Genomic DNA, 13,752 nt, shown 5'->3' with positions numbered 1-13,752 from the left:
ACACCCATGCCTTTCGACGTGAAGGACATCCTCCGGCAGCTGGAAGCCGGCTTCGCCCCGGAGTCAGGCGCCCCGAAGTGGTGGCAGGAGAGCTGGGAGGATCCGGAAGGGTTCGCCGTGGCGCTCGCGGAGGCCCACGCGGGCCGGGGCGTCCCGCCGCCCAAGAGCCGCCCGGGCCAGCAGTACGACTTCTTCCACGACCTCATCGTGCGCCACGTCGCGCTGGAGCGCCCCGCGTTCCGCACGCACCAGCGCATCCAGGGCTGGCAGGCCCTGGGATACCGCACGCTGCACGACCTGGCCTCGCGCCGCGCCAGCGAGTGGGCGGATCAGGGCGTGGAGCCGGGCGCCAAGGTGTGCCTGGTCCACGGAGTAGGGCAGGAGCTGCTCGTGTCGCTCCTGGCCACGCTGAAGCTGGGCGGCTGCTTCACGCTCCTGCCACCCATGGGCCCGCGCGCCATGGCCACGCGGCTGGAGGCGCTGACGCCGGACTTCATCGCCGCGGAGCCCCACCAGCTCCCGCTCCTCAAGGGCCACGAGCAGCTCCTGCTCAAGAGCCAGGGGAGGGGAGCGCCGGGCTTCACGTCCCACACGTACAAGCCCTCGGACGTGGTGGGGCTGCTCTTCTCTCCGCTGGTGGATCCGCCGCACACGCCCGTGCCCCTCACCGCGGAGAACGCGTGGAGAGGCGCCATCGGCGACGGGATGCTCACCTTCGGCCTGTCGCCGGGGGACATGCTCGCGGCGCCAGACTTCCCGGTGCTCCAGCACCTGCCGGCGCTCTTCTTCGCCACGCTCCTGCGCGGCGCCACCTACCTGCACCTGGAGATGGCGGACCTGGCGCTCAACCCGGCCCCGCTCCTGGAGCACCCGCTGCGCGCCCTGGGCGTCACGCCGAAGCTGCGCGACCTGCTCCTGCGCCACCGCGCCAACCTGCGCAACGTGCAGCACTGGTTCCGCAATCCGGAGGAGCCCTTCGACGCCCAGGCCTGGCGCACGTGGGTGAAGCAGTGCGGCCTCCAGGCCGTGCCGTCCTCCAATGTCCTCATCGATGCGTCCGCCGGCGGCGCGGTGCTGGTGTCCTCGCGCGGCGTGAACGAGCCGACCACGGACGTGCACACGGACGTCCTCCCCGTCCCGGGCCGGGCGTGGACGCTGAAGGATCCGAACCTGAGCGGGCAGGGCGCTCCCTCGGACGTGGGCGTCTTCACGCTCCTGCCGGACAAGGACTCCCCGCCAGGTCACGTCCTGCTCGCGCGGATCCGCCAGCGCTACCACTACGGGGGCACGCTGGGCTTCCGGCACGACGGCCGCCCCTACTCCGCGAAGGAGGTCACCGCCGCGCTGGAGGGCCTGCCGTTCCTCGCGGGCACCAGCGTGGTGCCGGTGTCCACCGGCGGCCTGGCCAGCCACTCCCGCTTCATCCTCCTGGCTTTCACCGGGGCCACGCCTGCCCCCTCGTCCGGCGAGCAGGAGATCCACCGGCGCATCGAAATGCTGCTTGGCGGGGATTTCCTGCCCGACCGCATCGAGTTCTTTCCGCTCTTTCCCCACCGGGTGAAGGGCGCGGTCGACGACAGGTGGTGCGCCTCGCAGTTCCTCACCGGCGCGCTGCACAAGAAGTCGAAGGACCCGATGTTCCAGGCCCTCACCGCCCTGCGGGGACGACTGCTGGAAAGCGCTGCCGCTTCGGGTGAAGATGACCCGTCGCCAGCGCGCTGAAGAAGGAGCGGCACAATGGGTGCTCAGGTCGTGACGGGAGCGATGCTCCAATGCAGCTTCGGGATGGCGCCCTCCGCGCTGATGGTGCTCCCCGCGAACATGGTGATGGCCACCCTGCCCGCGGCGAACATCATGGACAACAAGCCGCTCCTGAACATCATGCCCTTCGGCATGTGCCAGTCCCTGGCCAACCCCATGGTGGCGGCGGCGACCGCGGCGGCCCTCGGCGTCCTCACGCCCATGCCCTGCATCCCCGCCACGGCGGCCCCCTGGGTGCCCGGGTGCCCCACGGTGTTGATCGCCAACTTCCCGGCGCTGGAGAGCAACTCCAAGTGCATGTGCAACTGGGGGGGCGTCATCCAGATCACCGCCCCCGGTCAGATGGCGGTGACGGATGGGTAGCCCCGCGCAGGTGTTGGAGCCCGTGGACTTCACGCTGCTGGACGCGGAGTTCACCACCGCCCCGGTGCCGCTCGACGAGTCCGAGGGCCCGGATCCGCGCCTGGAGGCCATCACCGGCCTCGTCGCCAAGAGCGAGTACGCGGACGCGGCCCGCGCCGCCGCGGGGCTCTTGCGCCAGGGCGTGCGCGACGTGCGCGTGGTGGGGCCGTACCTCTTCGGCCACTTCTTCGCGGACGGGATGAAGGCGCTGCCCGTCGTGTTCCGCTCCCTCAAGCGCACGCTGACGGAGAACTGGGACTTCTTCGGCCCGATGGAGAAGAAGCTCGTCTTCGCGGACACCGGCTTGCGCTGGCTGCTGAAGATGATGGGCAAGCACCTGGAGCACCATTCGCGCCTCAAGGACGCGCAATGGCAGACATGGAGCGCGCCCGGCAACCGCGAGCCCCTGGAAGAGGCCCTGGCCCTGGGCGACCCGCTCATCGCCGCCCTCGCCATCCTGCAGAAGAGCGCGTGCATGGACGCCATGCGCACGCTGCTCGGCGCGCTGCGCTCCCACGCCCAGACCGTGCCCTTCCTGCCCCCGCCGGAGGAGCCCCGGCCCGCCGCGGCCCCCGAGCCCGAGCTCGCCGCCGCTCCGGATGACGACGAAGGGGAGGAGGACGAGGACGACGAAGCGGAGGAGGAGGAAGAGGAGGTCCGCCCCGTGCGCCGCAAGAAGGCCGCCCGTCAGGTGGAAGAGGACGCGGGCCCCACCGTGCCCATGTCCCCCGCGCTCGCGCAGCTGGTCCGCAAGCTGTCTGCCTTCGAGGCGCTGGTGGAGCGCGAGGACTACACCAAGGCGAGCGTCATCGCCGTGGACGTGCTCGCCACCGTGGAGCGCTTCGACCCGCGCGTGTTCCTGCCGCAGCTCTTCTCCGGCTTCTTCAATGGCCTGGCGCAGCACGCGGAAGCCATCGAGCCCATGCTGCACAACACGGAGACGCTGTCCTTCCGCGCCATGGATCAGCTCTACCGCGTGGACCTGGACGCGTTCCTCGTGGCCCAGCAGCGTCAGCCGCGCGGCGGCTCGGAATACGACGAATAGCCCCCATGGCACTGGAGCGCGAACAGCCGGGCCGCAAGCTCACCGTCGAGGAGCGCATCAGCGAGCGCATCCGCAGCTTCGACGTGCCGGCCCTCCTGGACCTGCTCGCCAAGGAAGGCTACGGCGAGGCGGAGGTGGAGTTCCGCAGCCACCGCAGCACCGTGCACCAGCCCCATCTGGTGCATGCCATTGAATTCACCCGCCACCCGCGCAAACGGGTGGTGATCACCGTCAACCTGGGCCTGCTCAGTCTGCAGACGCCGCTGCCATCCTTTCTCTTCCAGGCCATGGACCGCCTGGAGCAGGACACGATGGCGGACTTCCTGGGTTACTTTGACCACCTGTTGCTGCGGACCCGGTTCGCGGGCCAGTTTCCGGATCGCGACGAGTCCCTGCTGCCCGGCTGGGAGCACTCCACCGCGCACCGGCTGCGCCTGCTTCGGCTCGCGTGCCCCAGCAGCCTGCACTGGCTGTTCGCCAAGGTCTTCCCGGAGGCGGAGGTGGTGGTGCGCCGCGAGACGCGCCGCCAGCGCATCGAAGCCAAGGGCATCCGCCTGGGCGCCGCCGCGCTCGGAGACGGCAGCGCGGTGGGCGGCTTCGCCACCGTCCCCACGGGCGGCGTGGAGGTGCGGCTGTTCCTCAACGAGCCGCACTCCGGCACCGGCACCCCGTGGACCGTGGAGGCCCGCCGGCGCCTCAACACCCGCATCCTCCCGAGCCTCGCGGAGACCCCGCTCGCGCTCGCCGTCATCCTGTGCCTGCGTGATCAGAGCAGCTACGCGCGGCTGATCGACGGAAGCCACCTGGGATACGAGCCGTTGGTAGGCGGCCCGGAACAGACTCAGGAGGTCCTCCTGTTCACGGGGGACACCGCTCAACTGCGATCATCAGAACCCCGCTAGACCTGACATGTCGGCTGGTTGACGGGATTTCCTGATCGCGCCTAGGCTGTAAATGTTCACTCGGCAGGGCGTACTCCCGGAGCGGCAAGGGCAGTACGGGGGGAATCAAACGCACTGCGATTGTCAGGGAGTCACCGTGGCCATTCAGGACCAGCTTCCCAAATCCCGCATCACCCTCACGTACCGCACCACCATCAACGGCGAGCAGGAGACGGTGAACCTGCCGTTGCGCCTCCTGGTGATGGGGGACTTCTCCCTGGGTTCCTCCGAGGATCGCAAGACGGACCTGGAGACGCGCAAGCTGCGTTCCGTGGATGGCCGCAACCTGGACGAGTTGATGAAGGACATGAAGATGTCCACCAACTTCCAGGTCGCCAACCGCATCAACCCGGACGTGGAGGAGGAGCTGAACGTCACGCTCCCCATCGACCGGATGAAGTCCTTCCACCCGGATGAGATCGTCAAGCACGTGCCGAAGCTCAAGGCGCTGCTGCTCCTGAAGACGCTCCTCGTGGAGATGCAGTCGAACATCGACAACCGCAAGGACCTGCGCCGCGAGCTCTACGAGCTGTTCTCCAAGCCGGAGGCGCTCAAGGAGCTGCTCAACGAGCTGAAGGGCTACGAGACCATGCGTCTGCCCGCCGGTGAGTCCGCGGCGAAGACGGACGCGCCCGCCGCGGGTGCCGCCGCCGCTGCTGGCAAGCCCGCCGGAGGTGCCGCCGCCGCCACCGCCGCGGTCGCCGCCACCGTCGCCGCGGGTGCCAAGCCCCCGGCCGCTTCCTGATCCGACTTCCCAACCCTTCGACTTCTAAAAGGACTCCGCCATGGCTGAGACCACCTACCTGAAGCGCCTGTTCACCAGCGTCCGGCTCGATCCGCCCCAGGAATCGGCGCCGATGATCACCACCAACTTCGCGCCCGCGGGCGACGAGCAGCAGGTCACCCTGGAGAGCCGCTTTCTCTCCAGCGTCGCCGCGCTCCTGCAGAACGTGGCCCCCGTCGAGGACCCGGACAACACCGCCCGCTTCGACAAGGGCCAGGTGCTGGACGTCATCAGCCGCATCGATCGCATGATCGACGCGCAGATGAACGAGATCCTCCACAACGAGACCTTCCAGAAGCTGGAGTCCACGTGGCGCGGCCTGGAGGACCTGGTCGACCACACCAACTTCAAGGCCAACATCGCCATCGACATCCTGGACGTCGCCAAGGATGAGCTGGCGGAGGACTTCGAGAACAACTCCAGCAACATCTTCGCCGGAGCGCTGTTCGACAAGGTCTACATCCAGGAGTACGACCAGTACGGCGGCCGTCCCTTTGGCGCCATCGTCGGCCTGTACGACTTCTCCTCCACGCCCGCGGACCTGACCTGGCTGCAGCGCATGGCCAAGGTCTCCAACGCCGCGCACGCGCCGTTCATCTCCGCCGTGAACCACAAGTTCTTCGGCTGCGAGACCATCGAGGAGATGGAGGCCATCAAGAACCTGGAGGGCGTGCTCGCCCACCCGCGCTTCGGCCGCTGGAACGCGTTCCGCGACACGGAGGAGGCCGCGTACGTGGGCCTGACCTTCCCGCGCTACGTGCTGCGCCTGCCCTGGCATCCGGACAAGAACCCCTGCGACGTCCTCAACTTCACCGAGACGGCGCGCGGCGACTCCGACAAGTACCTGTGGGGCAACTCCGCCATCCTGCTCGCGCGCAACATGGTGAAGGCGTTCGAGATCAGCGGCTGGTGCCAGTCCATCCGCGGCCCCAAGGGCGGTGGACTCATCACGGGCCTGCCCGTGGACACCTTCTCCCTGCGCGGCCAGGAGGAGATCAAGGCCCCGGTGGAGATCGCCATCCCGGACTACCGCGAGTACGAGTTCGCGAGAAGCGGCTTCATCCCGCTCGTGTACCGCAAGGGTTCCAGCGACGCGACGTTCTTCAGCACCCAGTCCGCCAAGGTCGCCAAGACGTTCAAGGACCCCAAGGACTCGGAGAACTCGCAGCTCGTCACCAACCTGGCCTACACGTTCTCCATCACGCGGCTGGCGCACTACGTGAAGTGCATCATGCGCGACAACATCGGCAACACGGCGGACGCGCCCTACATCCAGCGGCAGCTGGACTCGTGGCTGTCCAACTACGTCACGACCGTGGCCAACCCGGACGACCTCACGGTGCGCCGCTTCCCGTTCAAGGCGAGCAGCGTGACGGTGTTCCCGCGTCCCGGTGAGATCGGCTGGTATGACTGCAAGCTGGCCGTGCTCCCGCACATCCAGTTCGAAGGCCTCAACGTGGAGCTGATGCTCGAGTCGCGGCTCGGTTAAGCCGCATCCCACTTGGGGCAGGTGAGTGCCTGCCCCCTTACCCTGGAGTGACAGATGCCCCAGTTTTCGCGCAACCTGGACGTGTATCAGGGTTTCAACTTCAAGAAGGACAAGCAGAACCCCGTGGGCTACATCACCGCCATCACCATCGGCGGCGAGGCCCTGGCGGCGGACCAGGAGACCATCAAGGATCCTGAGAACCCGGACGCGCCCATCGCGGACAAGGTCGTCGCGGTGCTCAACCACTACCTGTGGGAGACGGGCGTGACGGACGCCATGTACTTCTCCGGCCAGGTGTCGGTGGCGAACAAGCAGAAGGTGGCGGAGATGCTGCTGGGCAACTTCAGCAACATCGAAGTCAACTTCAAGTACGTCATCTACGAGTACGACCCCATCGGGAAGAAGTACTTCAAGTCGAACTTCCTCGACGCGGAGATGAAGGGTCTGCTCGAGAAGAACGGCGACGACCTGAACATGTCCATCGCGGACAACGAGTCGCGTGAGGTGCAGTCGCCCAAGAACTTCACGTTCCAGATCGGCATCAAGCCGCAGGCGACCGAGCAGTCGCTGAACCTGGCCACCTCTTCCTCGAAGAAGATCGCGAAGAAGTGGGGCATCACCGAGGCGGCCGCCAAGTAGCGCCGGCCGCGGTCCGGGTCTAAACCGGGCCGGGAGCAGGATTCGCTCCCGGCCTGGCTTCAAGGCGGGTGGAAGGAAAGAAAGGCGTATGCAGCGGTACAAGCTCGCACGGGTCCGCTGGCACGTAGGCCAGACGCTTCTTCCGGAGCATTTCGTCGCGCAGGAGGACGCGCTGGACGCGGAGATCCGCCTCCACTCCACGCTGTCCGGTCTGCCTTCCTACGGCGTCGCGAACCTGGCCTGGAACGAGTCGCTCCTGCAGAGCGGCAGCCTGTCCATCTCCGCGCTCACCGTCGTCACCAAGTCCGGGGACCTGCTGGACGTCCCGGGCAACTCCGTCATCTCGCCCCTGTCGCTGGAAGCCGTGGGCAAGACGGAGTTCATCGTCTACCTGCACGTGCTCAAGGAGACCGTCAGCGCGGAGGGCATCCGCCTGTACGCGGATGATCCGCCGGTGCTCCAGCGCGTGCTGCACAAGCTTCAGTTGTCCACGGAGCCGGTGCTGGACGGGACCATCGGCTCGCTGGGGCTGGCCGCCGTGTCGCAGGACGAGGACGGCGCGTGGCACACGTCCCCGGACTGGGTGCCGCCGCTGCTGCTCGTCGGGCCCAACCCCTTCCTGGAGAAGCTGCTCTCCACGCTGGATGACCTGCTGGATCAGGTGCGCCAGCAGCTGCTCACCAACATCTCGGACACGTACCTGCGCACGGACCGGCTCACCAACGCGCGCCGGGCGCTCTTTGAAGTGCAGCGGCTCATCGCGCTGCGCCGGGACATGTTCCGTCAGGTGTATGTGCACCCGTACCACCTGTTCGACGCGCTTCGTCGGCTGTACTTCGAGGCGTGCTGCTACCTGGAGATGCTCCCGGACGAGCAGATGCCGGTGTACCAGCACGAGGGGCTGAACGAGGCCCTGGGCGGGTGGATCCGCCTGCTCACGCGCAGCTTCCAGCCGGAGGCCACGCGCTCCACGCACAAGGCCTTCCAGGCGAAGGAGGGGCAGTTCCAGATGACGCCGCTGCCGCCGGAGATCCGCTCCGCCAGCGAGGCGTACCTCCTGGTGCAGCGCACCCAGCCCGGAGAGCGCACGCCGCTGGACGGCGTGAAGCTGGCGAGCCCCTCGCGGCTGCCGCTGGTGCGCCGCCAGGCCCTGAAGGGCGTGCCCTTCAAGCACGTGCCGTATCCGTCGTTCCCGCACGCGCTGGGGCCGGAGATTGACTGGTATCTGCTGAGCAACGGCGAGGAGTGGCAGCACGCGCTGCGCGAGGATGGCCTGGCCTTCTACGTGACGCCCGCGCTCCGGGGCGCCCAGACCTCGCTGTTCTGGCGGAGGAGCTAGACGCCATGGCGCGCGCACCGTTCCTGGACAAGTTCGCGACCCGCAGGGAGCGCACCAGCACGCGCGACAGCCTGGAGCACGTGATGCGCAACATCGAAGCCGTGCTCAACACGAAGAAGGGCTACGGCTTCTTCATGCACGACTTCGGGCTGGGCGGGTACACGGAGAAGCTGGGCACGCGCGAGCTGGTGGAGGCGCTCACCGCCGAAATCCAGCAGGAGGTCACCCAGCACGAGCCCCGGCTGGTGGGCCCGGAGGTGAAGCTGCGCGGGCGCGACAGCGCGCTGTGGCTGTACTTCGACTGCAAGGGCACCTTCGACGGGCAGCCCTGCCACCTGTCGCTGATGTTCCACTCCACCACCGGCCGGGTGCGCGTGCAGGCGGAGGACACCTGATGGCCTTCGCCGACCGCCTGGACCTGGGCCTGACGCTCACCATTGGCGGGACGGCGCACGCCATCCCTTCCGCGGACGTGCTCGCCTTCGAGCTGGATCTGCACGGCTGGGGGCACGAGGGGAGGGTGGAGTTCCGCGTGCTCGACGAGACGGGGCACGGCGGACAGAAGCAGGACAAGCTGCTGGCGGACTTCCTCAAGCCGGACCTGGCGGAGGTGGCGCTGGAGCTGAAGGCCGTGCACTCCGACACGGCGACGAAGCCCACCTTTACGTCGCTGAAGGTGAAGGGGCTGGTGCAGGAGAAGGCCCTCACGGAGGAGTCCGTCGCCCAGGCCAAGGGCGCGGGCATCACCTACCGGCACTACACCGTGCGCTTCGTGGACCCCGCGCGGCTGTTGTGGACGCAGCATCACCCCTGCGTGCTCTACACGCAGAAGACGCTCCAGGACGTGCTGGACGCGCACAAGGGCGACAAGATTGCCCTGGCCAACGACTGGGCCGCGCAGCTGGACAAGACGCTGCCGCTCATCTTCCTGGGCCTGTCCCCGGAGTCCGGCGCCAGCTTCTACGACTTCGTCGTCTGGTTCGTGCACACGCGCAACGGCGTGCTGGCCTACGACTACACGGCCCAGGGCTACCAGCTGCGCGCGGCGAAGGACGCCACCGGGACCCCGCTCACGCTGCGCGCGGCGGACGTGGACCGCGTGTCGGTGGTGTTCCCGGAGGTGGCCCGCCACGACGTGGCCATCCTGAACGCCGCCGCGGAGAGCCCCAAGAACCAGGCCATCACCAACGCCCAGGCCGTCACCGGCATCCGCCAGGACGTGCTGTTGCGCACGGACATCGCGGACGACGTGCAGGCCCGCGTGACGCTGGAGACGGCGCGCCTCAAGGTGCGGGGCCTGGAGGTGGAGCTGGACTGGAACCGCTTCCCGGCGGTGGCCTTCGCTCCGGGCGCGCTGGTGAAGCTGCCGGACACCGCCGGGTGGACGGCGGCGGGCGTGCCGGCCACGCAGGACTTCCGGGTGCGCCGGATGAGCCTGCGCGCGGAGCCGCTGCCCGTGGAGGAGGGGGAGATCCCGGCGGGCGGGGAAGGCGAGGAGCCCGTGCGGCGGCCGAAGCCGGAGAGCCGCTTCCTCATCTCGTTCACCACGCGGCTGGAGAAGAAGGCGGAAGCGCACGTGGACCTGCCGCCCTTCGTGACGCCGGTGTACCCGCGCTTCGTGGAGGGGCTGGTCGTCAGCGAGGTGGGCGAGAAGAAGGACGAGACCTGGCAGGCGTACACGGACGAGGCCACGTCGCTGGACAGCTACAAGGTGAAGCTGCCCCTGTTCGCCAATCAGATCGTCCAGGTGCCCTTCAACGCGAACCTCCAGCCGGGGCACTTCTACTTCCCGACCTACAAGGGCGCCCGGGTGCTGGTGGCGCTGGACTTCCTGCGCGCGTGGCTCAAGCGCCACCTGGACTGGCGGGCGGGCGCGCGGCTGCCCTCGGACGGGCAGGGCGTGCACCTGCTCGTCGGCAAGACCACGACGAGCGGCACGTCCATGAGGCACTTCTACGAGGACAACAAGCCGCTGTGGCGCCTCCAGCGCACGAACGAGAGCGACACGGAGAAGATCGAGCTCAAGGAAGGCAACCTGCTCATCCTGGTGAAGGAAGAGTCCGCCTGAGGCGGGAGGGACGATGGGCACGCTGGTTTGCAAGATCGAGCTGGACAAGCAGGGAGGCATCACCGTCCAGGTCGACAACGCGGATGATCAGATCACCCAGACCATCAAGATGGACGGCACCAGCGTCACCATCACGGTGAAGGGCCAGCAGGAGACGAGCACCATCGTCCAGAAGCAGGACAGCATCGTCGTGACGGTGAAGGACCTCACCTTCGACACCGACACCATCACCATGAAGTCCAAGGGCGTCTCCAAGTGGACCAGCCAGGACACGCTCACGGTGGAGAGCACCAAGGACATGACGCTCAAGACGAGCGCGAAGCTCACTCAGACGGCCACCAGTGACGCGAAGCTGTCCTCCAGCGCGAACGTGAACATCGAGGCCACGTCCAAGCTGGCCATGAAGGGCAACATGGGCGCGGAGATGGTCACCTCCGGCGGCGAGGCCAAGGTGGACGGCCTGACGCTGAAGCTCGCCGGCAAGTCGCAGGCGGAGATGTCCGCCGCGATGACCAAGGTGTCCGGCACCGGCAAGCTCGACCTGGAGAGCACCGGCATGGCGAACCTGAAGAGCCCCCTGACCAGCGTGGGCGGCGGCCTGGTGAAGCTGGGCTGAAGACGGCTGAATCACACATGGCAACGACAGACGTACGGCGGGAGAGCGGGCGGTGAAGGACTTCTCAGAGAAGATCTACCTGGACTTCCTGTCGGAGCTGGACGGGCTGGAGCGCTTCCGTCAGCGCTTCCAGGAGCGGCACCCGGCGGCCCCGTTGGATCGCGAGGACCCGGACGTGCGCCGCCTCATCGAGGCGATGGCGTTCTTCTCCGTGCAGACGCGGCACGCCACGCTGCACAACCTGCGCTCCACCTGGCGCCGGCTGTTCGCCGGCTTCTTCGACTTCCTCCTGGAGCCCGTGCCCGCCGCCGCCATGGCGCAGGCCGTGCCCACGGAGAAGATGGTGGAGCCGGTGCTCCTCACCCGGGGCACGGAGCTGCGCCTGACGCCCGCGGAAGGCGTGTCGGGCTCCTTCCGGCTCCAGCGCGACCTGCGCGTGCTGCCCATCTTCCTCAAGGGCACGGACGTGGTGCCGCAGGTGCGAAGCGGCCACCGGCTCATCCTGCGCTTCGAGTCCCGCTTCGCGCGCAAGGACGCCATCGACGTGCTCAGCCTGCACGTGCGGCACCTGGACGACTACCGCTCGTCGCTGGCGGTGTTCCACGCGCTGCGCAAGCACGTAAAGCAGGTGAGCGTCGTCTACGACGAAGAGGCGGATGAGCACTCCGTGGGCAGCCCCTGCGAGGTGTCCTTCAACCGCGACCCGCCCGCGCCGGACGACAGCGGCCTCTACGCGCACCCGTTCCAGCGCCTGCGCGCGTTCTTCCAGTTCCCGGAGCAGCAGCTCTTCGTGCACGTGAAGGTGCCGCCGCCGCGCGGCAGCTCCTGGATGCGCTTCTGCCTCTGCCTGGACCTGGACAAGGACTGGAACGTCGGCCGCTCGCTGCACCCGGACTTCTTCCAGCTCTTCACCGTGCCGGTGGTGAACCTCAAGGCGGAGCCCGCGCAGGTGGTGGTGGCGGACGGCACGCGCGCGGAGCACCCCATCATCAGCATGAGCGCGGGGCGCGAGTTCACCCTGCACTCGGTGACGGGCGTCTTCGAGATGACCAAGGCGGGCCTGGCCCCGCTCAGGCCCGCGTTCCTGCCCGGCAAGGGCCCCAGCTACGAAGTGGACGAGACCTTCGACGAGAAGCTCGCGTCCCGGCAGAGCCTCATCGTGCGCATGCCGGAGGCCTTCACCGCGCCGCGAAAGATTGTGTTGGAGGCGCTGTGGCACCAGCCGCAGTTCTCCGCGCAGGCGGCGGGCAGGGTGGAGGTGTCCATTCCGGGCCGTCACATCGAAGGCCTGAAATGGCAGACAGTGGGCAGCCTCCAGCCCCACCGCGACAGCGTGCTACGGGATGATGTCGAGGCGTTGACCCAATTCCTCGCGTGGAAGGCCAAGCCCACGCTGGGCCGCGACGAGGTGGTCGCCCTGCTGGGTCACCTGGGGACCCCGGCGGAGAGCCCGTTCCGCCGCGTCCTTCCCTGGCTCAAGGAGTTGAAGTTCAGTGTAGTGCCCGACAGCGCGCTCAAGGGGTCGGGGATCCGCCACGCGTATGAAGCGGTGATGGAGCCCTTCGACCAGAGCTTCGAGCCTGTCGTCATCTGCTTTCTTGAGCAGCTCAGGGACCTGCTTGATGCTTGGAACAACGAGGCGACTGTTGATCTCAAGGCCTCGGTGGCGGGTCTGGGGCCGCTACAGCTTCCAACATAGACAAACATCCGTATGAAACTGGAGCATTGGAACGCACTCCTGGCCACGCAGCGTCGCGTGCGCCAGCTCCTCGACCGGGCTCTGCCCGCCGAGCCGGCCCCAGGTGCGCGCCGGCCTCAGGGCAGGGTGGGGCAGGAGGCGCTGGGCCACCTGGAGCAGGCGCTGATGGTGGAGCTGGAGCGCCTGCGCGCGGCGTTCGGCGCGGACATGCGCCCGGACGAGGTGGAGGATCTGATCCGCCCCTTCGTCTTCTTCCTGGATGAGTGGGTGCTCCGGCGGCTGTCGGACGCGGAGCAACATCTCTGGCCGCTCCTGCAGCAGAACCTGTTTCAGGTTGATGCAGGTGGAGACCTCTTCTACGAGTTCGTGGAAGAGAAGTTGCGTCGCAACGATACGCCCTCCATCGTCTTCGAGATGATCCGCTTCTGCCTGGCCGCGGGCTTCACGGGCCGCCTCGTGGGGCAGCCGGAGCGCATCCGCGAACTCAAGGACCGCATCTCGCAGCGCATCCCGCAGCCTGCCGCCATGGCGCCGCCCGCGCCGGTGGTGCCCGCGGCGGTGCCCACCGTCTATGACTTCCCGGTGCACTACTACGCCGTGACGGTGGCCATCGTGCTGGGGCTGCCCGTCTTCCTGTGGTGGGTCTCCAATTGAGGCCGTTCCTGGGACAGGACAACCGGCCTCCCGCGCCGGCCTCCAAGGCTCCCCCGAAGATGCTCGCGCTGCTGGACGCGCTGGAGCAGCAGGTGGGCGCGGAGTTGGGGGCGCTGAAGGAGGGCGTGCAGCCGCTGCTGGACTCCGTGCGTGAGGGGCTGGTGGCGCTGGATCCGCCCGGGGACGGGATGCTGCCGTCGCCGCAGGAGCAGGAGAAGCTGCGCGCGAAGCTGACCTCCGCGCTGGAGGAGGCGGAGGACGTGCTGGAGGCGCTCCAGCTGGCCGTGAAGCCGGGCGGAAGGAGCGGCGGCTGAC

General features: G+C 68.0%; 14 protein-coding genes. All 14 read left to right on the top strand.

Features of this window, described 5'->3' with window-relative positions:
• Positions 1-6 precede the first annotated feature (6 nt).
• The 14 genes from ACX114_RS20235 (at position 7) to ACX114_RS20170 (ending at position 13,751) form a co-directional block, all read left to right on the top strand.
• Complete coding sequence (locus ACX114_RS20235) at positions 7-1,722, top strand: long-chain fatty acid--CoA ligase (RefSeq protein ID WP_459286880.1); 1,716 nt, start codon at positions 7-9, stop codon at positions 1,720-1,722.
• Positions 1,723-1,737: 15 nt separating this feature from the next.
• Positions 1,738-2,124 (top strand): DUF4280 domain-containing protein, encoded by a 387-nt coding sequence (locus ACX114_RS20230; RefSeq protein WP_459286879.1) that lies wholly within the window; start codon positions 1,738-1,740, stop codon positions 2,122-2,124.
• The gene (locus tag ACX114_RS20225; protein ID WP_459286878.1) at positions 2,117-3,208 is read left to right on the top strand and encodes a type VI secretion system protein IglI family protein; all 1,092 of its coding nucleotides are present in this window, start codon (positions 2,117-2,119) and stop codon (positions 3,206-3,208) included. Before ACX114_RS20230 ends, ACX114_RS20225 begins: the two co-directional genes overlap by 8 nt.
• A gap of 5 nt (positions 3,209-3,213) precedes the next feature.
• Positions 3,214-4,110 carry a hypothetical protein gene (locus ACX114_RS20220; RefSeq protein WP_459286877.1) on the top strand — a complete coding sequence of 299 codons (897 nt, stop codon included), beginning with the start codon at positions 3,214-3,216 and terminating at the stop codon, positions 4,108-4,110.
• A 136-nt stretch (positions 4,111-4,246) separates the two neighbouring features.
• Positions 4,247-4,894, top strand: coding sequence for a type VI secretion system contractile sheath small subunit (gene tssB, locus ACX114_RS20215; protein ID WP_459286876.1), 648 nt, complete (start codon positions 4,247-4,249; stop codon positions 4,892-4,894).
• 40 nt (positions 4,895-4,934) lie between these two features.
• Entirely contained in the window at positions 4,935-6,422 is a 1,488-nt protein-coding gene (gene tssC / locus ACX114_RS20210) for a type VI secretion system contractile sheath large subunit (RefSeq protein WP_459286875.1), read from the top strand.
• A 54-nt stretch (positions 6,423-6,476) separates the two neighbouring features.
• Positions 6,477-7,061: a hypothetical protein gene (locus ACX114_RS20205; RefSeq protein WP_459286874.1), complete on the top strand. Its 585-nt coding sequence runs from the start codon at positions 6,477-6,479 to the stop codon at positions 7,059-7,061.
• An 88-nt stretch (positions 7,062-7,149) separates the two neighbouring features.
• Positions 7,150-8,400, top strand: a complete 1,251-nt coding sequence (gene tssK / locus ACX114_RS20200; RefSeq protein ID WP_014396955.1) for a type VI secretion system baseplate subunit TssK — start codon at positions 7,150-7,152, stop codon at positions 8,398-8,400.
• Positions 8,401-8,405: 5 nt separating this feature from the next.
• Positions 8,406-8,795 (top strand): GPW/gp25 family protein, encoded by a 390-nt coding sequence (locus ACX114_RS20195; RefSeq protein ID WP_459286873.1) that lies wholly within the window; start codon positions 8,406-8,408, stop codon positions 8,793-8,795.
• Positions 8,795-10,468, top strand: coding sequence for a hypothetical protein (locus tag ACX114_RS20190; protein ID WP_459286872.1), 1,674 nt, complete (start codon positions 8,795-8,797; stop codon positions 10,466-10,468). The genes ACX114_RS20195 and ACX114_RS20190 overlap by 1 nt, the downstream gene beginning before the upstream one ends.
• Before the next feature lie 13 nt (positions 10,469-10,481).
• A complete protein-coding gene (locus tag ACX114_RS20185; RefSeq protein ID WP_459286871.1) occupies positions 10,482-11,084 on the top strand; it encodes a hypothetical protein in 603 nt (200 codons plus the stop codon).
• Positions 11,085-11,136: 52 nt separating this feature from the next.
• Entirely contained in the window at positions 11,137-12,783 is a 1,647-nt protein-coding gene (locus tag ACX114_RS20180; protein ID WP_206794620.1) for a type VI secretion system baseplate subunit TssF, read from the top strand.
• 12 nt (positions 12,784-12,795) lie between these two features.
• Positions 12,796-13,437 (top strand): DotU family type IV/VI secretion system protein, encoded by a 642-nt coding sequence (locus ACX114_RS20175; RefSeq protein ID WP_459286870.1) that lies wholly within the window; start codon positions 12,796-12,798, stop codon positions 13,435-13,437.
• Positions 13,434-13,751 carry a hypothetical protein gene (locus ACX114_RS20170; RefSeq protein ID WP_459286869.1) on the top strand — a complete coding sequence of 106 codons (318 nt, stop codon included), beginning with the start codon at positions 13,434-13,436 and terminating at the stop codon, positions 13,749-13,751. Before ACX114_RS20175 ends, ACX114_RS20170 begins: the two co-directional genes overlap by 4 nt.
• Position 13,752: the final 1 nt, after the last annotated feature.

It is taken from the genome of Corallococcus sp. M7 (genome assembly GCF_054512695.1).
The sequence above is the reverse complement of the archived record's forward strand: the minus strand, read 5'-3'. Positions and strand labels throughout refer to the sequence as shown.